General features: G+C 67.9%; 21 protein-coding genes. 13 read left to right on the top strand and 8 right to left on the bottom strand.

Translation table 11 applies throughout. The annotated features are described in order from the left end of the window. Nucleotides 1-49 precede the first annotated feature (49 nt). Genes DBZ32_RS01055 through DBZ32_RS01045 form a run of 3 tightly spaced genes read left to right on the top strand, consistent with a single transcriptional unit; the run spans nt 50 to nt 2516 of the window. Nucleotides 50-442 carry a lipopolysaccharide assembly protein LapA domain-containing protein gene (locus DBZ32_RS01055; RefSeq protein ID WP_119165270.1) on the top strand — a complete coding sequence of 131 codons (393 nt, stop codon included), beginning with the start codon at nt 50-52 and terminating at the stop codon, nt 440-442. After that, nucleotides 442-1377: a bifunctional Delta(1)-pyrroline-2-carboxylate/Delta(1)-piperideine-2-carboxylate reductase gene (gene lhpI / locus DBZ32_RS01050; RefSeq protein ID WP_119165269.1), complete on the top strand. Its 936-nt coding sequence runs from the start codon at nt 442-444 to the stop codon at nt 1375-1377. The genes DBZ32_RS01055 and lhpI overlap by 1 nt, the downstream gene beginning before the upstream one ends. Beyond that, the gene (locus tag DBZ32_RS01045) at nt 1374-2516 is read left to right on the top strand and encodes an FAD-dependent oxidoreductase (protein WP_119165268.1); all 1143 of its coding nucleotides are present in this window, start codon (nt 1374-1376) and stop codon (nt 2514-2516) included. Before lhpI ends, DBZ32_RS01045 begins: the two co-directional genes overlap by 4 nt. Before the next feature lie 2 nt (nt 2517-2518). On the opposite strand, the gene DBZ32_RS01040 is transcribed toward DBZ32_RS01045, so the two are convergent. The 4 genes from DBZ32_RS01040 to DBZ32_RS01025 all read right to left on the bottom strand — a co-directional run bounded on the left by DBZ32_RS01040 (nt 2519) and on the right by DBZ32_RS01025 (nt 6400). Further along, on the bottom strand, nt 2519-3850 hold the full coding sequence (locus DBZ32_RS01040) for an NAD(P)H-dependent oxidoreductase (RefSeq protein ID WP_119165267.1): 1332 nt from the start codon (nt 3848-3850) through the stop codon (nt 2519-2521). Between the two features lie 4 nt (nt 3851-3854). Next, nucleotides 3855-4652 carry a phytanoyl-CoA dioxygenase family protein gene (locus tag DBZ32_RS01035; protein WP_119165266.1) on the bottom strand — a complete coding sequence of 266 codons (798 nt, stop codon included), beginning with the start codon at nt 4650-4652 and terminating at the stop codon, nt 3855-3857. Between the two features lie 115 nt (nt 4653-4767). Beyond that, complete coding sequence (locus DBZ32_RS01030; protein ID WP_119165265.1) at nt 4768-5517, bottom strand: GntR family transcriptional regulator; 750 nt, start codon at nt 5515-5517, stop codon at nt 4768-4770. A 127-nt stretch (nt 5518-5644) separates the two neighbouring features. Then, nucleotides 5645-6400 (bottom strand): class I SAM-dependent methyltransferase, encoded by a 756-nt coding sequence (locus tag DBZ32_RS01025; RefSeq protein WP_119165264.1) that lies wholly within the window; start codon nt 6398-6400, stop codon nt 5645-5647. 175 nt (nt 6401-6575) lie between these two features. Between DBZ32_RS01025 and gloB the strand changes: the two genes are divergently transcribed. Further along, complete coding sequence (gene gloB, locus DBZ32_RS01020; protein ID WP_119165263.1) at nt 6576-7346, top strand: hydroxyacylglutathione hydrolase; 771 nt, start codon at nt 6576-6578, stop codon at nt 7344-7346. Then, on the top strand, nt 7346-7777 hold the full coding sequence (locus tag DBZ32_RS01015; protein ID WP_119165262.1) for a cupin domain-containing protein: 432 nt from the start codon (nt 7346-7348) through the stop codon (nt 7775-7777). Before gloB ends, DBZ32_RS01015 begins: the two co-directional genes overlap by 1 nt. A gap of 81 nt (nt 7778-7858) precedes the next feature. Here the strand turns inward: DBZ32_RS01015 and yddG are convergent, their stop codons facing one another. Further along, nucleotides 7859-8755: an aromatic amino acid exporter YddG gene (gene yddG / locus DBZ32_RS01010; RefSeq protein WP_119165261.1), complete on the bottom strand. Its 897-nt coding sequence runs from the start codon at nt 8753-8755 to the stop codon at nt 7859-7861. Nucleotides 8756-8763: 8 nt separating this feature from the next. Then, the gene (locus DBZ32_RS01005; protein WP_119165260.1) at nt 8764-9174 is read right to left on the bottom strand and encodes a carboxymuconolactone decarboxylase family protein; all 411 of its coding nucleotides are present in this window, start codon (nt 9172-9174) and stop codon (nt 8764-8766) included. Nucleotides 9175-9360: 186 nt separating this feature from the next. On the opposite strand from DBZ32_RS01005, the gene DBZ32_RS01000 reads away from it, so the two are divergent. Continuing rightward, nucleotides 9361-10470, top strand: coding sequence for a CobW family GTP-binding protein (locus tag DBZ32_RS01000; protein WP_119165259.1), 1110 nt, complete (start codon nt 9361-9363; stop codon nt 10468-10470). 81 nt (nt 10471-10551) lie between these two features. After that, entirely contained in the window at nt 10552-11010 is a 459-nt protein-coding gene (locus tag DBZ32_RS00995) for a SufE family protein (protein ID WP_119165258.1), read from the top strand. A 36-nt stretch (nt 11011-11046) separates the two neighbouring features. On the opposite strand, the gene DBZ32_RS00990 is transcribed toward DBZ32_RS00995, so the two are convergent. Continuing rightward, nucleotides 11047-11226 (bottom strand): zinc-finger domain-containing protein, encoded by a 180-nt coding sequence (locus DBZ32_RS00990; RefSeq protein ID WP_119165257.1) that lies wholly within the window; start codon nt 11224-11226, stop codon nt 11047-11049. Between the two features lie 230 nt (nt 11227-11456). Here DBZ32_RS00990 and DBZ32_RS00985 point away from each other — a divergent pair, with 230 nt between their 5' ends. From DBZ32_RS00985 to DBZ32_RS00975, 3 genes are read left to right on the top strand one after another with little or no spacing between them, the layout of a single operon-like run. After that, the gene (locus DBZ32_RS00985) at nt 11457-12473 is read left to right on the top strand and encodes an ABC transporter ATP-binding protein (protein ID WP_119165256.1); all 1017 of its coding nucleotides are present in this window, start codon (nt 11457-11459) and stop codon (nt 12471-12473) included. Nucleotides 12474-12482: 9 nt separating this feature from the next. Beyond that, nucleotides 12483-13523 carry an alpha/beta hydrolase gene (locus DBZ32_RS00980; protein ID WP_119165255.1) on the top strand — a complete coding sequence of 347 codons (1041 nt, stop codon included), beginning with the start codon at nt 12483-12485 and terminating at the stop codon, nt 13521-13523. Next, a complete protein-coding gene (locus DBZ32_RS00975; RefSeq protein WP_119165254.1) occupies nt 13520-14425 on the top strand; it encodes a DMT family transporter in 906 nt (301 codons plus the stop codon). The genes DBZ32_RS00980 and DBZ32_RS00975 overlap by 4 nt, the downstream gene beginning before the upstream one ends. Before the next feature lie 133 nt (nt 14426-14558). On the opposite strand, the gene DBZ32_RS00970 is transcribed toward DBZ32_RS00975, so the two are convergent. Beyond that, nucleotides 14559-14882, bottom strand: coding sequence for an accessory factor UbiK family protein (locus DBZ32_RS00970; RefSeq protein ID WP_119165253.1), 324 nt, complete (start codon nt 14880-14882; stop codon nt 14559-14561). 100 nt (nt 14883-14982) lie between these two features. Between DBZ32_RS00970 and rfaD the strand changes: the two genes are divergently transcribed. Genes rfaD through DBZ32_RS00955 form a run of 3 tightly spaced genes read left to right on the top strand, consistent with a single transcriptional unit; the run spans nt 14983 to nt 17869 of the window. Continuing rightward, nucleotides 14983-15963, top strand: coding sequence for an ADP-glyceromanno-heptose 6-epimerase (gene rfaD / locus DBZ32_RS00965; protein ID WP_119165252.1), 981 nt, complete (start codon nt 14983-14985; stop codon nt 15961-15963). 35 nt (nt 15964-15998) lie between these two features. Beyond that, nucleotides 15999-16799 (top strand): prolipoprotein diacylglyceryl transferase, encoded by an 801-nt coding sequence (gene lgt, locus DBZ32_RS00960; protein ID WP_119165353.1) that lies wholly within the window; start codon nt 15999-16001, stop codon nt 16797-16799. Beyond that, nucleotides 16796-17869, top strand: a complete 1074-nt coding sequence (locus tag DBZ32_RS00955) for a class I SAM-dependent methyltransferase (protein WP_119165251.1) — start codon at nt 16796-16798, stop codon at nt 17867-17869. The genes lgt and DBZ32_RS00955 overlap by 4 nt, the downstream gene beginning before the upstream one ends. The last annotated feature ends 4 nt before the right edge of the window (nt 17870-17873 follow it).

Genomic DNA, 17873 nt, shown 5'->3' with positions numbered 1-17873 from the left:
CTAGGGGCTTGCGCCATTTGTCGACCGGCCGCAGTCAACCGGAGCCGCCATGCCCTTGATTCGTCTGATCGTCTCGCTGGTGTTGCTGGTCTTTGCCGCCGCCTGCGTGCTCTTCGCCATCCTGAACTACGAGGCCGTGACGGTCGACCTGGTGGTCGACCGCCTGCCGGTGCCGCTGTTTCTGCTGACTCTGGTGCCTTTGGCTCTGGGCGTGCTGATCGGTTGGTTCCTGGCTTGGATGAAGGCCGGGCGGACGCGTCGCGAGAAGCGCCGCGAACATAAACGCGTGCGTGAGTTGGAGCGCGAGGTCGACGGCATGAAGGCCAGGAAGACCGAAGCCGAGCGCAGGCAGGTGACGCCCGCGATGACTCCGGCCGCTGTCCCGGGCCTCTCGCCGCCGCGCGGGCAATCCCAACTGGCGGCGCCCACCGGCGAACGCTGATGCGTGTCATCTCCGCCGCCGAGGTGCAGGCGGCGTTGGATTTCGAAACCCTGGTCGGTCGGCTTCGCGATGTCTTCCGGCGCGGTGCGGAGGCGCCGCTGCGCCATCACCATGAAATCCCGATCACCGGCGAACCGGCGCAGACTCTGCTTCTGATGCCGGCCTGGCAGCCCGGTCGCTACGTGGGGGTCAAGATCGTCACCGTGACGCCGGGCAACGGCGGGCGCGGTTTGCCCTCGGTGATGGGGGCCTATCTGCTGATCGACGGCCGCAATGGGGCACCCTCGGCGCTGATCGACGGGCCCATGCTGACCCTGCGCCGCACGGCGGCCGCCTCCGCTCTTGCGTCGGCCTATCTCTCGCGACCCGACAGTTCCAAGTTGCTGATGATCGGGACCGGGGCACTGGCGCCGCACCTGATCGCGGCGCATGCCGCGGTGCGCTCGATCCGCGAGATCCTGGTCTGGGGCCGGACGCCGGCCAAGGCGCAACGGCTGGCCAAGTCGATCAAACTCAAGAACGTCGCTGTGGACGCCACCGACGACCTGGAAGGCGCCGTGCGGGGCGCCGACGTCGTCTCTTGCGCCACGCTGTCGAACGAACCTCTGGTGCGTGGCGACTGGCTGTCCCCCGGACAGCATCTCGACCTGGTCGGGGCCTTCCGTCCCGAGATGCGGGAAACCGACTCTGAGGTCTTCCGCCGCGCGCGGGTCTTCGTCGACACGCGCGAGGGCGCGCTGTCCGAGGGCGGCGATCTCCTGCAGGCGATCGCAGCGGGCGCTTTCGACCCGGCGGACCTGGCCGCCGATCTCTTCGAGCTGACCCGTGGCGAGCGGGCCGGCCGGCGCTTCTACGATCAGATCACGCTGTTCAAGTCGACCGGCAGCGCGCTCGAGGATCTGGCCGCGGCGCAGTTGACGGTCGAGCGGGCATGACGGAGGGAGCGAAGCCTTTACGCGTTCTTGTAATCGGAGGCGGCGTCGTCGGCCTCTCGACGGCCTGGGCGTTGGCCAAGGCCGGGCACGAGCCGCTGCTGTTCGAGGCGGGGCCGCTGCCCAATCCCGGCGGCGCCTCCCACGATCAGCACCGGCTGATCCGCGCGCCCTACGGCGCGGAGCGCGGTTACACCCGCATGGTGAGTGACGCTTACGGCGCCTGGAATCGGCTCTGGGCCGATCTCGGCCGGCAGCACTATGTCGAGACCGCTGCGCTCGGCATCTCGCTGCAGCCGCAGGAGGAGGGCGACCACTGGGCTGCGTCCTTGGCGACCCTGCGCGATCTGAAGCTCGACCATGAACGGCTCGATGCCCTGCAGCTCGGCGAGCTCTGCCCCTACTTCCGAATTCCGGACGGCGCTTGGGGACTGCTCTCGCGGCCCGGCGGCATTCTACTTGCCGACAAGATCATCGGGCACCTGGCCGGTTGGCTGCGGCGCGAGGGCGTCGACCTCTTTCCCGAGACGCGAGCGATCGATATCGACCCCGAAGCCGGGGCGGTCCGTCTGGCTGACGGGCAGATCGCGTTGGGCGACGCCATCGTGGTCGCGGCGGGTGCCTGGACCGGCAAGCTGGTGCCGGCCCTGGCGGAACGTCAGACGCCGCAACGCCAATTCGTGGTCTTTCTGACGCCGCCCAAGAGCCAGGCGGCGGCCTGGGCGGACGCACCGGCCATCCTGCAGTTCCCGACCGCGCTCGACAGCTACGGTTGCCCGCCGGTCGCCGGTACGCGCCTCAAACTGGGTGCCGTCGCCGCGCGCCGGGCCTGCGACCCCGATGCCCTGGAGGCGGGCAGCTACCAGGAGGCCGAGGCGCTCCTCGCCCCCTTTCGTGAGATCCTGACCGACGGGGCCGACTACCGTGTCGTCGGCTACAAGACCTGTCCCTATGCCGTCAGCCACGACCGGGAGCGGTTCCTGACCCACCGCGAGGGTTGCCTGACCGCCATCACCGGCTGCACCGGACATATGTTCAAGTTCGGCGCCTTGATGGGCGAGCGCCTGGCCGCGACCGCGACGGGCGGTCTCGCGTTCGAGAGCTTCGCCCGCTGGGCCGCTGGCGAGGAGATGGTGGCTTAGTCTTACTCCGCCGCCTTCGCCTCCGCGGGGGCGAAGCGCCGCTCCATCTCGCGGCGCACCTGTACGGCCTGGGACGTCTCCTCGACCTGCACATCGGCCCAGCCGACGACGCCGCCTTCCGGGATGTCGCGCGTCAGCGTCACACCGTGGGCGAGCCCGATGGGCAGCGCGCCCTGGGCCAGGGAGGCGCCGGCGGGCAGCAGTTTGCCCCAGACGCAGTAACCGCCTTCGCCGTCCAGTGTCTCGCCGGCCTTGAGTGCGCGCTTGGCGGTCGCGGCGACGTCGCCGCGAAAACCGGTCGCCTGGCCGGTGGCCTCGCCGCGCAGGGCGGCGGAGAGGATCGAGACGTTCAGCTCCAGCCCGATCAGGTGGAAGGGCTTGTACATGGCGGCGTAGCGTCCGCTGTCGTCGGTGTTCATTCCGTACTGGCGGAAGCAGGCGGCGGCATAGTCGTTGGGCGCCTCCAGCACCACGTAGACGCCCCAGCGCAGGTCCCGGAAGACCGGGCGGCCGTCGCGCTCCAGGCTGGAGACCACCTCCACTTGCCCAGAGTGTTGCAGCTGGCCGCCGGCGTCGCGGGGACGCAGCACCTGGGCCAGATCGTCGACGCCGCAGGGCGGAAAGGCCAAGCCCTCGGGTGCGGGCGTCAGCCCGGTGCCGTTGGCGATGGCCGCCATCTCGATGCCCGACTTGGTGCCATCGAGGAAGGAGTTGAACATCTGCGGGTTCATGCCCGCCGCCGCAGCCTGCTCCGGCGTGAGGCCGTAGTGCGGCCACACGGTCTCGGGCGTGGAGGCATGATAGCTCGGCAGGTACTTGGTGCCCTTGCCGGCGGCGGCGACGGAAAAGCCGCAGGCGCGCGCCCAGTCGACCAGTTCGCAGGTCAAGGCCGGCTGATCGCCGTAGGCCATGGAGTAGACGACGCCGGCATGTCTGCAGGTTTCCGCCAGCAGCGGACCCGCCAGTACGTCGGCCTCGACGTTGACCATGACGATATGCTTGCCCTGCTCGGCGGCGGCCAGCGCATGGGCGATGCCGGCGGCCGGGTGGCCGGTGGCATCGACCACCACCTCGACGTCGTCGCGGGCGATCAGCTCCAGGCCGGACTCCACGAAGGCGGTGGCGCTCCTGCGCTCCTCCGTCCAGCCGACGGCGGCGCAGGCGGCCTTGGCGCGGGGCGGCGCCAGGTCGGCGATGACGGTGACGGAGAGTCCGGCCGTGGTCGGCGCCTGACTGAGGAACATGGAACCGAACTTCCCGGCCCCGATCAGGCCGACCTTGACGGGGCCCTTGCCGGTGTCGGCGCGGGCGGCGGCGAGCATGGCGAGATTCATGAGCTTACTCCGCCGCCGCGTGCTTGCCGGCCATCTCGCTCAGGCAACTGTCGGCCAGAGGCTGGATCGGCGTGAAGTCGCGGTGGGCGATCCAGTCCTTGCGGGTGAACTTGCGGATGTGGTTCTCCACGTGACAAAGCGAGAGATAGACGATCGTGCGGTCCCAGGGGCTGATGTTCGACGGGCTGGCATGCACCAGGTTGGCGTGGAACATCAACAGGGAGCCGGCGGCGCCGGTCGGCGCGACGATCCCGCCCTGCTCGGCCAGGCGGGTGACGGTCGCGCGGTCGAGGGTCCAGAGCGGGTAGGAGGTGGTCTCCAGGTCGTGACCGGCGGCCTGAGTGCCCTCCTTGTGGCTGCGGGGAATGAACATCAGCGGGCCATTGACCGGCGTCACCTCGTCCAGGAAGAGGGCGATGTTCATCGCGCGCGGTTCAGGCATCTCGTCGTCGCGGTGCCAGGTGCCGAAGTCCTGGTGCCACTGCCAGACCTCGCCGTCGAAAGCGGCCTTGGCGTTGATCTTGAACTGATGCATGTAGACCGGACCGTCCAGCAACTGCGTGACCGGCTCGACCAGCCGCGGATGCGCGCCGAGGCGCCGGAAGGCTTCGTTGTAGGTATGGGCGGCAAAGGCGGTGCGGGCGACGCCGGAGGACTCGCGCCAGACCTCCTCGCGGTCGGTGGCGTAGATGTTCCGTGCCTCTTCGCGCAGCAGGCCGATCTCCTCCGGCGAGAAGACGTTCGGCAGGAACAGGTAACCCTCGCGGTCGAAGGTCTCGAGCTGTTCGGCGGTGAGTCTCATGGCGTGTCCTCCGGCGGGTTCGTTAGTCTTGGTCGGGTTGCCTTCGTTGGCCCTTTTTGGCGGGAACGGGCCCGCATCTGCCGCTCCTTGCCCGACCGCCTTTCGGCTCCGACGTTCACGCGGTGAGCGCCATACGGTCTTCCAGGCGACCGATCAGCATCTCGGCCGCCTTCTCGACATGGGCCTCGGCCAACCGGCCGGCCCGCTCCACGTCTCCCGACAGGATGCTCTCGGCGATCCCCTCATGCTCGCGCCAGACGGTGTCGCGCTGTTCGTGATCGCGCAGCACCGCGCCCATGATCCGCCGGATGTGAAACCAATGCACTTCGGCCGACTGGGCAATCAATGGATTGTCGGCCAGGTCGTAGATCGCCTGGTGGAAGGCGATGTCCGCCTCGATCAATGCGGGCATTGAAGCCTGCACGTCCGTCTTCTGCATACCCACCGCTTGCCTGCTCGTGCCCTGTACGTCTTTGCCGTATGCGATGGCGCGGCGGCCATTTTCTATGAGAGCCTGCAGGCGTACGTCTGTACGCTGCCGTGCCGCATTGTCTTCGGCGACGGCCTGGGCGGCCGCACGCGCAGCGAGTCGGTCCAGTGCACCACGTACGGCATAGACCCGGCGGGCCGCTTGAGGATTCAGGCGCGCAACCTGAAGTCCGCGTCGTCCCGTTGCTTCAACGAATCCTTGCGTTTTCAGAAGCAGCAAGGCTTGGACAACCGGCTGGCGCGAGACGTTCAGCTCCGCAGCCAAGCGTTCCTGAACCAGCGGCAAGCCGGGCGTCAACTGGCCGCTGCCTATGGCATCCAGCAGCGCCGTATAGACTTGGTCGGCAAGCTGCGGCTGGGTCGAAATCGGCTTCATTGTATCCTCGAATGGCCTATTCAGAATACTGTATTCAAAGGGTGGTGGAGTCAATCCGGGTCCCGCGCCTTGCGCCACGCGAGGCTGTTTTCAGGCTGTTCCGAGGAAGGATGGCCGTAAAGATCCGTCAGCTGCTTGTGCGTTTCGCGGGAGCGAAGGTCGCCGCGACCTGGGGAACGCCGACCAGGACGCTGCGGCGGCTGCGTTCCGCGGCCCGCAGCGGTGTCGGGGCGTAGAGCTGCTTGCTTGCCTCGATCAGATTCACGCCGCCGATCTGCGGAAACCAGCGCTGGCCTGCCCGCTCCCAGGCGGTGGCCGAGCGCAGCAGCGTCTGCGAGCGCGTGGGCGGAATGAAGAGGGCGTGCTGATGGCGCTGGGGAACGAAGAGGTTGTCCCGCAGCAGGCGTTTGAGCTGAGTCGGGCTATAAGGGTGCCCGTGGCCAAGCGGCGTGCGCTCCAGCCTGGCCCAGATACTGCGGCGGTTGGGTACCACCACCAGCAGCCGTCCCTGTCCGGTCAGCACCCGCCAGACCTCGCTCAGCATATGCTTCAGATAATCGGAGTTCTCGATGCCGTGGACGATCAGAACCCGGTCCACCGAATAGTCCTGCAGCGGCAACTCGGTCTCGTCCACCAGGGAGGTCACGTAGGGGCCTTCGGCGGGCCAATGCATCACGCCCTGGGGCGCCGGCATGAAGGCGAGCACACGCTCCGCCTCCTGCCGGAACTGGCGCAGGTAGGGGCTGGCGAAGCCGAGGCCAAGCAGCGCCTGACCCTGTACGTCGGGCCACATCTGGCGTACCGAGTGACGAATCAGATGGCGCGCCACCTGGCCGGTCCGGGTCTGATAGAATCCGTGCAGATCGATCACGTCTTGCCACATCGCGGTCCGGTCCGGTGCCCCTCTGTCGTGCGATACCCGTGCCTCAGGCTTCCGTTTGACCCGCTTGGCTCCAGTGTTAGCTTGGCGGCCGGGGCGGGTCCGAGGGACAGGCTCGGATACTCTGCTCTTGGGTACTATGCCCACGTGTATTTAGGAACAAGTGAGGCCGCAGGCGATGTCTCAACTCGATGTTCATCAGATTCCTGTGCTGAACGACAACTATGTCTACCTGGCGCGCTGCCGCGTCAGCGGCGCCACGGCAGTGGTCGATCCGGCCGTGGCGCCGCCGATCCTGGCCGCGGCCGAGCGCCTGGGCTGGCGGATTACTCACATTCTCAACACCCATCACCACGGCGACCATGTCGGCGGCAATCTGGAGATCCAGCGCGCCACCGGCTGTACCATCGTTGGTCCCAAGGCCGACCGGGGCCGCATCCCCGGCATCGACGTGGAGGTCGACGAGGGCGACAGCTACCGTCTCGGCGAAGCGCAGGCCGAGGTTTTCTTCGTGCCGGGCCATACACGCGGCCATATCGCCTACTGGTTCGCCGAGAGCGACGCCCTCTTCTGCGGCGATACCCTCTTCGCATTGGGCTGCGGCCGGCTGTTCGAAGGCACGCCGCAGCAGATGTGGAATTCTCTGTCCAAGCTGAAGGCTCTGCCGCCAAGCGCCCGGGTCTACTGCGCTCACGAGTATACCCAGGCCAACGCCCGCTTCGCGCTGACGGTCGACGGGGCGAACGCCCGGCTCAAGGCGCGGTCGGGGGAGATCGACCGTCTGCGTGCCGCCGGTACGCCGACGGTCCCCTCGACCTTGGGCGAGGAGCTAGCCACAAACCCCTTCCTGCGGGCCGATGCACCGGAGCTGGCCGCTCAAATCGGTCTGGTCGGCGCCGATCCCGTCACCGTCTTCGCCGAGGTCCGGGCGCGCAAGGACGCCTTCTGATGACAGCCGAGCAGATCGTTGCCACCCTCGGCATGCAGCCACACCCCGAGGGCGGCCACTACGTCGAAGTCTATCGCGACAGCCCGCCGGATGGAGCGCGGGGTGCCGCCACGGCCATCTATTTTCTGCTGCAGGCGGGCGAGGTCAGCGCCTGGCACCGGGTCGATGCGGTTGAGATCTGGCACTGGTATGCCGGGTCGCCTCTGGTTTTGACGATCAGCGAGAACGGCCACGACGCCAGCGCCAGTTATCTGGGCCCCGACCTCGCGGCCCGCCAGCGGCCGCTGCGCGTGGTGCCGGCGGGCGCCTGGCAGACAGCCGAGAGCCTCGGTGCCTGGACCCTTGTCGGCTGCACGGTCTCCCCCGCCTTCGACTTGGCCGGCTTCGAACTGGCGCCACCGGACTGGCGACCGACGCCACGGGGTGGGTGAGAGCGGCGAGTTAGCGCTGGAGACGCCTGCCGGCGGCTGGCCGTCGCCTTTCGACAAGCTCAGGGTGAAGCGCGGCCCGCCTCACCGCCGCCGCAGCAGGTCGAGGGAGGCCAGGACGGCGCCGCCGACGATCAGCACGCAGGCCAGGGCGACGCTCCAGGTCGCCGTCGCCTGGCCGAAGGCGATCAGCAGCAGTGTGGAGAGCAGCGGCGCGGCATAGGCGAAGGCCCCGAGCGCCTGGATGTGGCCGTGTTTGGTGCCGTAGTCCCAAACGAAGAAGGCGGCGCCGACCGGGCCGAGGCCGAGCAGCAGGATCGCGCCCCACTGGCCGATCGTCGGCGTCACCCAGGTCTCGAACAGACCGTGGCTGATGAAGCCGAGCAGGGCGGCGGCGGCGCAGAAGCCGGCCACCGTCTCGGTCGGCACGCTGCCGAAGCGGCGGTTGGCCACCGAGTAGGTGGACCAGGTCAGCGCGCAGGCGATGGCCGCGAGATAGCCCAGGCTGTAGCGCGCGTCGAAGGTGAGGCCCTGGCCCTTGGTGACCAGCAGGGCGGCGCCGGCAAGGGCCAACAGCGCCCCGGCCAGATGGAACCAGCGCAGGCGCTCTCCGGGCAGCAGGGCCGAAAAGACGACGATCAACAGCGGCCAGAGATAGGCGATCAGTCCGGCCTCGACGGCGGGCGCATTGCCCAGCGCCATGAAGTAGAAGAAGTGGTAACCGAAGAGCCCGAAGGTGCCCAATGCCCAGGCGCCGGCCGGCTGCCGCAAGCTGCGCCAGCCGGCCCGACCCTTGCGGGCCATGACGCCGAAGCCGATCAGCGCCGCGACGCTGAAACAGAGGGAGACGAGCTGAAAGGGCGGGATGCCCGAGGCCCAGGTGGTGAAGAGCGCGAGCAGCGACCAGAGCAGAACGGCGATGCCGCCCGCCAGGGTGGCCGCCAACCGCTTCGCCTCGCCGGTTTGCTCCAGGGTCGTCATGGGTCTGTTCAGTCCTTCCGTCCGCCTTTGGCGAAGGCGGCGTCCAATTCGACCTGGAAACCCTGAACCAGGCGGTTGGTCTCGTTCGCCATGCCGACGACGGCCAGGACTTCGGCGAGCATGGGGTCGGTCATTCCCTTGGCGCGCGCCGCGGCGGTGTGAGAGTTGATGCAGTAGTCGCAGCCGTTGGTCGCGCTCACCGCAACGTAGATCATCTCCTTCGTCAGAGGGTCCAGAACGCCCGGCGCCATGACCTGCTTGACGGAGTCCCAGGTGCGTCGGAGCAGGGCCGGATCGACGGCCAGGGCCTTCCAGAAGTTGTTGATCCAGTCGGACTTTCGGGTCGCCATGATATCGTCGTAGACGGCCCGCACCTCGGGTCCGGCTTCCTCGTATTCCACCAGTTTGACGGTCGCCACGGTTCCGCTCCTTCGCTTCAGGCGGGGGGCAGTCTGCCCGGGCCGGGACGGAAAGCAAGAGCGCCTTCGCCTGTGACGATCGTGCTCCGGGCCTTGCGCCGGCTGCCGGCGGCGCTCAGATAGTCGGGCAGGCATCGGGCCGGGCCGACGTCGGCGTCCGGTCAATCTCGCTTCTAGGGACTTTCCATGGACCTCCTGCCCGTTACCGTGCTGACCGGCTTCCTCGGCAGCGGCAAGACCACGCTGCTCAGCCGTTTGCTGCAGGACCCGGCGATGGCCGGCACCGCCGTGGTGATCAACGAGTTCGGAGAGGTCGGGCTGGACCACCTGCTGATGACCTCGGCCGAGGAGACGATCGTGGAGCTGGACAGCGGCTGCCTTTGCTGCACCGTGCGCGGCGACCTGATCGAAACCCTGGGCGATCTGCAGCGACGCAGCGCCGCCGGCGAGCTGCCGCCCTTCGCGCGGGTGGTGGTCGAAACCACGGGTCTCGCCGATCCCGCGCCGGTCGTGCACACACTGGTCAACGACCCGCGCCTGGTGAACCGCTACCGCCTCGACGGCGTCGTCACGACCCTGGACGCGGTCAACGGCATGGCGACGCTCGATGCGCACCGGGAGGCGGTGAAGCAGGCTGCCATGGCCGACCGCATCGTGGTGACCAAGACCGACCTGCCCGACGCGGACGCGGCGGCGCTTTGGGCGCGGATCAAGGACATGAACCCCGGCGCGCGGCTGGAACGCGCGGTCTCCGGCGAGATCGCGGCGGACAAGCTGTTCGACCTCGGCCTTTGGGACCCCAAGACCAAGAGTCCGAACGTGGCGGCCTGGCTGCGCGAAGAGTCCTATCTGGCGGCGCAGCAGGAGAGTCACGACCATGATGGGCACGACCCGCAACACGGGCATGACCACACTCATGAGGGCCATGCCCACGACGTGAATCGCCATGACGATCACATCCGGGCCTACTGCGTGGTTCGGGACAAGCCGATCCCGGCCGAAGCCTTCAACCTCTTTCTGGAGTTGCTGATCGCCAATCGCGGTGAGGATCTGCTGCGGGTCAAGGGTCTGGTTCAGGTCGCCGAATACGCGGACACGCCGGCGGTGGTGCATGGCGTGCAGCACGTCTTCCACCCGGTCGTCTGGCTCGACGACTGGCCGGAGACGCCGCAAACAAAGCTGGTCTTCATCACCCGCGACATCCCGCAGAGCTTCGTCGAGAAGATGCTGAACGCGTTGACCGGCGACCGGGTTACCGTGCAGGACGGTCATGTCGTGGTGCAGCGGCAGGAGTGAGGCGCAGGGCTCGTCCGTCCGGCTAAGTTAACTGGCCGAATAGACCTGGACTGAAACCGGCGCGGCCTCTATTTCAGGATCATGAGCGAGCAGAGCGTCACCGATCCCAGGCTGGACGAACTGGCCGAAACCTTCGAGTTCTTCGAGGACTGGGAGGACCGTTACCGCTACATCATCGACCTCGGCAAGGAGCTGACGCCGCTCGGGGACGCCGAGAAAGCGCCCGAGTTCAAGGTCGAGGGCTGCGTCAGTCAGGTCTGGCTGCTGGCCGGCGAGGATCCGGAGCGGACCGGCGCCCTGCAGTTCCGCGGCGACAGCGATGCGCATATCGTCAAGGGGTTGGTGGCTGTGCTGCTGACCCTTTTCAATGGCCGCACGCCTCAGGAAATCCTGGAGTTCGATGCCCGCGGCGCGCTCGACCGCCTCGACCTGGCCGGGCATCTGAGTCCGAGCCGCAGCAACGGCCTCTTCTCCATGGTGCGCCGCATCCGTGCCCTGGCTGCCGCCCGCGCCGGTCAAGCCGAGACGACGCTGCACTGAGGCGAAAGCCCAATCGCCTCAAAGGTCTTTACCGCCTTAGGCGTGTTTCAGGATGAAGCGGCGGCCGCAGTAGGGACAGTCGATCTGGCCCTTTCCCTCCATGTTCAGCCAGACGCGCGGGTGACCCAGTGGGCCGTCGCCGCCGTCGCAAGCCACGGTTTCCGTCTCGACATGGAAAATTTCGGTCGGCTCGGGCGCCGTCTGGTCGCTGGCCATGAGGCTGCAGGACTCCCGCTATGGCTGGGTGGGGCTGGTCGCAATCGAACGGCGGCGACTATAGCGCGCGAACGCCAAGGTTCAACGCCGGTGAGGGGGCTGGAAAACCCGAACCCGCTTTCCTTATCGGATTGCCGCCGGCAGACGGCGGACTGGCAATTCGCGGTTCGGCGGGCTAGGTAGAGTGCGCTACCCCCATCAGACCAGACCATTCCCGGACGCCAGTTGCCATGCCCGCTGCCTCGTCTCCCGATCCGCAGACCGCCTTGCCCGACGATTTACCCGACAACGCGGTCGAGGTCTTCGGCCTGGGCAAGACCTATCGCGGTGCCGGCAAGGCCGGGCCTAAGCGGGCGCTGGACAATGTTCATCTCTCGATCCCGCGCGGCAGCCTCTTCGGCCTGCTGGGGCCGAATGGCGCCGGAAAATCGACGCTGATCAACATCCTGGCCGGCCTCGTGAACAAGAGCGAGGGGACGGCGAAGATCTGGGGCTACGACATCGACCGCCGGCCGCGTCAGTCACGCGCGGCGATCGGCGTCGTGCCGCAGGAACTCAATATCGATCCCTTCTTCACGCCGCGCGAGCTTCTGGAGTTGCAAGCTGGCCTCTACGGCGTGCCGCCGCGCGAGCGGATCACGATGGAGATCCTGGAAATCCTGGGTCTGGCGGACAAGGCGCAGGCCTACACCCGGACGCTCTCGGGCGGCATGCGCCGCCGGCTGATGGTGGCCAAGGCGATGGTGCACAATCCGCCGGTGCTTGTGCTCGACGAACCGACCGCAGGGGTCGACATCGAGCTGCGTCAGCAGCTCTGGAGCCGGGTGCGCGACCTCAACGCGCTCGGCACCACCATTCTGCTGACCACCCACTACCTGGAGGAAGCCGAGGAGCTCTGTGACACCATCGCCATCATCAACCACGGCAAGGTGATCGCCTGCGAGGCAACCTCGGAGCTGCTGCGCCGGCTCGACAGCAAGGAACTGCAGGTCCAACTATCCGCGCCCGTGACGGCCGTCCCGGAAGCGTTGAAACGCTTTCAGCCGGATCTCGTCGGGACCGACCGGCTGGTCTTCCGCTACCAGACCAGCCAGAGTCCGGTGGCCGACATTCTGGATGCGCTCGCCAAGACTGATCTGCGCGTTCAGGATATCCGCACCGACGAAGCGGATCTGGAAGACATCTTCCTGCAGCTCACCCGCGGCGCCCATGACGAAAGCGGCGCGACGGCCGCCGTGGCCAAGTAGGGCCGACCCATGCGGGTTTCGCGTTCCGGCGGTGCCTTGCTTCGTCTCGTCCCGTTTCTCCTGCTCTGCCTGAGCCTGGCCGCCTGCGCGCGCGTTGCGCCGCCCGGCCCCGGTCCGACCGAACCTCGGCTGGAGGTCGCGAGCCCGCAGACCGGCCGCTTCGTGACGGATGACGGCTTGGCGCTGCCTCTGCGCGCCTGGGCGCCTAACCCGCAAGAGCCTCGGGCGCTGCTGCTCGCGTTGCATGGCTTCAACGACTACGGCAACGCCTGGCGGCAGCCTGCCCCGGCTTGGGCGGCGCTGGGGATCGCCGTCTACGCCTACGATCAACGCGGGTTCGGCGGTGCGCCGTCCCGCGGGCTCTGGCCGGGGGTCGCGGCACTGACCCGGGATCTGCGGACGGCGGCGACGACGCTGCGGGCCCGCCATCCCGGCGTGCCCTTGTACCTGCTGGGCGAGTCCATGGGCGGCGCCGTGGTGCTGGCGGCGGCGGGCGAGGCCGAGGCGCTGCCCGCCGATGGGCTGATCCTGGCCGCCCCGGCGGTTTGGGCGCGCGGCACTCAGCCCTGGTACCAACGCACGGCTCTTTGGGTCGGCCGGACCTTCTTCCCCTGGTTCACGCCGAGTGGAGCGGGCTTCGAGATCAGCCCGTCCGACAACAGAGAGGCACTGCTCGCGCTCGGCCGGGATCCCCTGGTGATCAAGGAAACGCGGATCGACGCGATCGCCGGGCTGGTCGACCTGATGGACGCCGGTCTGGCCGCCGCGCCGCGCGTGCGCCTGCCGGTGCTGTTGCTCTACGGCGCCAACGACGAACTGGTGCCGAAAGCTCCGACCCTGCAGGCCTGGCGGGATCTGCCGGAGGAGAGCGCGCGAACCCTGGCCTACTATCCCGAAGGCTGGCATTTGCTGTTCCGCGATCTGCAGCGGGTCGTGCCGACGACCGACGTCGCCGCCTGGATCTTCGATCCCGCCGAACCCTTGCCCTCGGAGGCCGACCGCGAAGCCGAACGTCGGCTGGCGGAAGATCTGGCGGCGGAAGAGCCGTGACGCCGATCCGCGTTGCCACCTCTCGAGACGCCGCCAAGCTGGTCGCGCTCGGCGCCATCTGGGGATCGGCCTTCATGTGCATCGAGGTGGCGCTACAGTCCTTCAGCCCCCTGATCATCGCCGTCTTTCGGATCGTGCTGGCCGCCGTCCTGCTGCTGGCCTTCGCCTTCGCGGCCGGTCTGCGGCTGCCGCGCGCGCCGCGCGACTGGGTCCTGCTGACGATCATCGGTCTGTTCGGTGCCAGTCTGCCGTTCCTGCTGATTTCCTGGGGGCAGCAGCACATCCAGGCGAGCATGGCGGCGATCCTCATGGGGCTCGGCCCCTTCGCGGCTTTGCTGCTCAACCATGCCTTCACCTCCGACGACCGCCTGACCCTGCCGAAGCTTGTCGGGATGAGTCTGGGCTTCGCCGGTATTGCCACGTTGGTGGGACTGGAGGGCTTTCTCAGCGGCCGGGCGACCCTGCTGGGTCAGCTCGCGGTGCTCGGGGCCTCGTTCTCCTATGCCCTCTCGGGCCTACTGACCCGCGGGCTGTCGCATCTGGACCCGCGGGTCTCCGCCGGCAGCGTCCTGCTGAGCGCCGCCCTCTACCTGCTGCCGGTCGCGCTCCTGCTGGATCCGCCATGGCAGATCCGGCCGAGCGCCGAGGCCTTGGCCGCGCTGATCTTTCTCGGCCTGGTCTCCTCCGGCTTCGCCTATCTGCTGCGCTTTCAACTGATCAAGGATACCGGCGCCGTCTACATGAGCCAGGTGTCCTACCTGGTGCCGGTCTTCGGCGTCTTCTGGGCCTGGCTGTTCCTCGGCGAGCTGCCGCGCGAGGCCGCCTGGATCGCTCTCGTCCTGGTCCTGCTCGGCATCAACGTCAGCCGTCTGAAGCGCCGTCGCCCGCAGCCGTCGGGTTAGAGCTTGTCGCCATCCTAGGAACCGCTTTGCGGTTCCGCCGATCACAAGAAACAGGCGCCCGCTATCTGGATCTAGACCAGACCCAACATCATGGCCGGGCTCGCAAAGCGAGGCCGGCTGATCATTATATCATCTAGTCTTCCGTCTTCGTCCCGGTCTTGGCCGTGGACTTGCGCACTGGCTTCGAGGCAGCTTTCCTCGCCGGGCTCAACTCGGCCAGCTTCGCTTCCAACTGGGCGACGCGCTCGGCCAGGGCCTCCTGTTCGGCGCGGGCCGTCTCGGCGATCGCCTTGGTGACTTCATAGTCCTCGCGGGTCACCAGATCCATGTCGGCCAGGATACGCTCGAACTGGCGCCGGAACTGGGCCTCGGCTTCGTGACGCATGCCGGTGGCAACCCCGAGCGCACTGCTGGCCAGGCGCGCCAGGTCGTCGATCACTTTGTTTTGCGTCTGCATGGGGCCTCTGCCTTCCTTCGGATTGCTGAACCGGTGGCTGTCATGAAGGTGCGCCTCAGGCCCCTGGCGATCAAGGGCGCAAGGCGCTACAAGGCGCTTCATGATTCTGGTCACCGGCGGCGCCGGTTTCATCGGTTCGAACTTGGTGTCGGCCCTGGCGGCGCGTGGCGAGCGCGTGGTCGTGGCCGATTGGCTGGGCCATGAGGAGAAGTGGCGCAATCTCGCCAAGGCGGAGATCGAGGCCATCCTGCCGCCGGAAGAGCTGCTGAGCGCCCTGGAGCTTGGCGAGTTCTCGCCCGATGCCGTCTTTCATATGGGCGCGGTCTCCTCCACGACGGAAACCGACGGCGATCTGTTGGCGCAGACCAACTTCACCTTGTCGCAACGGTTGTGGCGCTGGTGCCGGGAGGTACACGCACCCTTCATCTACGCCTCTTCGGCGGCGACCTACGGCGATGGGCGGCAGGGCTTCGACGACGACGGCAGCCCGGACCATCTGGCTCGGCTCAGGCCGCTGAACGGCTACGGCTGGTCGAAGCAGGCCTTCGACCGCTGGGCGGTGCGCCGGGCCGAAGCCGGAGAGGCGCCGCCGCAGTGGGCGGGGCTGAAGTTCTTCAACGTTTACGGTCCCAACGAGTACCACAAGGGCGCTCAGGCCTCCGTCGCCTGGCACCTCTTCCGGCAAATTCGCGAAAGCGGCGGCGCACGGCTGTTCCAGTCCCATCACCCCGACTACGCCGACGGCGGGCAGCAACGCGACTTCGTCTGGGTCGGCGACTGCGTCGCCGTGATGCTCTGGCTCTACGACAACGGCCGGGCGAGCGGCCTGTTCAATGTCGGAAGCGGTCGGGCCCGCAGCTTCCTCGACCTGGCGCGCGGGGTCTTCGCCGCCATGGACAGGCCGGAGCGGATCGACTACGTGCCGACGCCGGAGGCGATCCGGGACAGCTACCAGTACTTCACGGAAGCGCGGCTCGAGCGGTTGCGCCAGGCCGGCTACGACAAGCCCTTCACGACGTTGGAGGCGGGGATCGCCAGTTACCTGCGCGACCACCTGCTCACCGACGACCCCTATCGCTAAGCGGAAGCGAGCGCCCCATGTCCGACCTGCAGCCTCTGCTCGCCGCGATTGCTTTTCCGAACATCGATCCTGTGGCGCTCGATCTCGGCTTCTTTCAGATTCGCTGGTACGCGCTGAGCTATATCGTCGGTCTCCTGCTGGCTTGGCGCTACGCACGCTGGCTGACCGAAAAGTCGCCCTCGGGTCTGTCCAAGGAGGACATGGACGACTTCCTGGTCTGGGCGACGCTGGGCGTCGTGCTGGGCGGCCGGATCGGCTACGTCCTCTTCTACCAGCCGGGCCAATTCGCCGATAACCCCTTGAGTGCGCTGGCACTTTGGCAGGGCGGCATGGCCTTCCACGGCGGCTTGCTGGGCGTGATCGCGGCCATGTGGCTTTACATGCGCAAGCGGGCCGGCAGCTTTCTCCATCTGACCGACATGATCGGTTGCGCCGCGCCGATCGGCATCTTTCTCGGGCGTCTCGCCAACTTCGCCAATGGAGAACTCTACGGCCGGGTCACCGACGTCTCCTGGGGCATGATCTTTCCCGGCGGCGGGCCGGAGCCGCGCCACCCGAGCCAGCTCTATCAGGCGAGCCTGGAGGGCTTGCTGCTCTTCCTGTTGCTGTTCGCCCTGGTGAAGAGCGGCGGGCTGAAGCACAAGGGCTACCTGAGCGGCTGGTTCCTGGTCGGTTACGGATCGGCGCGGATCGTCGGCGAGCTGTTCCGTCAGCCGGACGCCTATCTCGGGTTCCTCTTTGCCGGTGCGACCATGGGCCAACTGCTGTCCCTGCCCATGGTGCTGGGCGGCCTTGCCCTGATCTTCTGGTCGCGGCGGTCGGCCCCGGCCCGGTGACGCCGCTCGGCCGGCGGCTGGCCCGGCGGATTCGCACCCAGGGTTCGCTGTCCGTCGCGGAATACATGACGGCCTGCCTGTTCGATCCGGCCGAGGGCGTCTACACCCGCGCGGATCCCCTGGGCCGTGAGGGCCACTTCACCACCGCGCCGGAGATCAGCCAGATGTTCGGCGAGCTTCTGGGACTCTGGGCCGGTGCCTGCTGGCAGGCGCAGGGTCGGCCCGCGCGCTGCCTGCTGATCGAACTGGGACCGGGGCGCGGTACTTTGATGGCGGACGCGCTGCGCGCGCTTGCTCTGCTGCCCGCCTTCCTGGAGGCGGCCGAGGTGGTGCTGATCGAGGCCAGCCCGGGCTTGCGTGCGGTCCAGGAGCGGGCCTTGGCCGGCCGGGTCGTGCGTTGGGCGGACAGTCTCGACGATCTTCCCGAAGCGCCGATCTTCCTGCTCGCCAACGAGTTCTTCGATGCGCTGCCGATCCGGCAGTACCTCAAGACGCCTGAGGGCTGGGCGGAACGGCGGGTCGGCTTGGATGAGGCGGAGCGCCTGCGGTGGGGGCTCAGCACGCCCCTTCCGGGCCACCCGCCCGGCCTCACGCCGGCTAAGCAGGCCGCGCCCGTAGGCGCCCTGGTCGAGACCTGCACGGCGGGCGAGACCATTACCGGAGAGATCGGCAGGCGTCTCCGAACTCATGGCGGTGCGGCTCTGGCGGTCGACTACGGCTACCATCCGAGTACGGCCGGCGAGACCTTTCAAGCCTTGGCCCGCCATAAAACAACCGACCCTCTCTCCGAGCCGGGCCGGGCCGACCTGACCGCGCATGTCGATTTCGAGGCCTTGGCCACCGCCAGCGGCGCGACCGCTCACGGCCCGGTCGATCAGGGCCGGCTGCTCCAGGCACTTGGCATCGAGGCACGTGCGCAAACCCTGAAGGCCAAGGCGACGCCGCAGCAGGCGGCGGACATCGACATCGCACTTCGGCGCCTCACCGCCCCGGATCAGATGGGGCGGCTGTTCAAGGCGTTGGCCCTGACGGCCGAGGGCGCTCCGGCGCCGCCCGGATTTCCCGCTTAGGAAA

Origin of the sequence: Algihabitans albus (assembly GCF_003572205.1) — a bacterium.
Taxonomy (GTDB): Bacteria; Pseudomonadota; Alphaproteobacteria; order Kiloniellales; family DSM-21159; genus Algihabitans; species Algihabitans albus.
This window is presented reverse-complemented; position numbering and strand designations above follow the sequence as displayed.

Bases quoted from the DNA above. Each gene is read 5' to 3' on its own strand.
- DBZ32_RS01035 (WP_119165266.1), bottom strand. From the start codon at position 4,652: ATGAGACTCACCGCCGAACAGCTCGAGACCTTCGACCGCGAGGGTTAC.
- DBZ32_RS01030 (WP_119165265.1), bottom strand. From the start codon at position 5,517: ATGAAGCCGATTTCGACCCAGCCGCAGCTTGCCGACCAAGTCTATACG.
- DBZ32_RS01045 (WP_119165268.1), top strand. From the start codon at position 1,374: ATGACGGAGGGAGCGAAGCCTTTACGCGTTCTTGTAATCGGAGGCGGC.
- rfaD (WP_119165252.1), top strand. From the start codon at position 14,983: ATGATTCTGGTCACCGGCGGCGCCGGTTTCATCGGTTCGAACTTGGTG.
- DBZ32_RS01025 (WP_119165264.1), bottom strand. From the start codon at position 6,400: ATGTGGCAAGACGTGATCGATCTGCACGGATTCTATCAGACCCGGACC.
- DBZ32_RS01055 (WP_119165270.1), top strand. From the start codon at position 50: ATGCCCTTGATTCGTCTGATCGTCTCGCTGGTGTTGCTGGTCTTTGCC.
- DBZ32_RS01000 (WP_119165259.1), top strand. From the start codon at position 9,361: ATGGACCTCCTGCCCGTTACCGTGCTGACCGGCTTCCTCGGCAGCGGC.
- DBZ32_RS01040 (WP_119165267.1), bottom strand. From the start codon at position 3,850: ATGAATCTCGCCATGCTCGCCGCCGCCCGCGCCGACACCGGCAAGGGC.
- lhpI (WP_119165269.1), top strand. From the start codon at position 442: ATGCGTGTCATCTCCGCCGCCGAGGTGCAGGCGGCGTTGGATTTCGAA.
- yddG (WP_119165261.1), bottom strand. From the start codon at position 8,755: ATGACGACCCTGGAGCAAACCGGCGAGGCGAAGCGGTTGGCGGCCACC.
- DBZ32_RS00980 (WP_119165255.1), top strand. From the start codon at position 12,483: ATGCGGGTTTCGCGTTCCGGCGGTGCCTTGCTTCGTCTCGTCCCGTTT.
- gloB (WP_119165263.1), top strand. From the start codon at position 6,576: ATGTCTCAACTCGATGTTCATCAGATTCCTGTGCTGAACGACAACTAT.
- DBZ32_RS00985 (WP_119165256.1), top strand. From the start codon at position 11,457: ATGCCCGCTGCCTCGTCTCCCGATCCGCAGACCGCCTTGCCCGACGAT.
- DBZ32_RS00995 (WP_119165258.1), top strand. From the start codon at position 10,552: ATGAGCGAGCAGAGCGTCACCGATCCCAGGCTGGACGAACTGGCCGAA.
- DBZ32_RS00970 (WP_119165253.1), bottom strand. From the start codon at position 14,882: ATGCAGACGCAAAACAAAGTGATCGACGACCTGGCGCGCCTGGCCAGC.
- DBZ32_RS01015 (WP_119165262.1), top strand. From the start codon at position 7,346: ATGACAGCCGAGCAGATCGTTGCCACCCTCGGCATGCAGCCACACCCC.
- DBZ32_RS00990 (WP_119165257.1), bottom strand. From the start codon at position 11,226: ATGGCCAGCGACCAGACGGCGCCCGAGCCGACCGAAATTTTCCATGTC.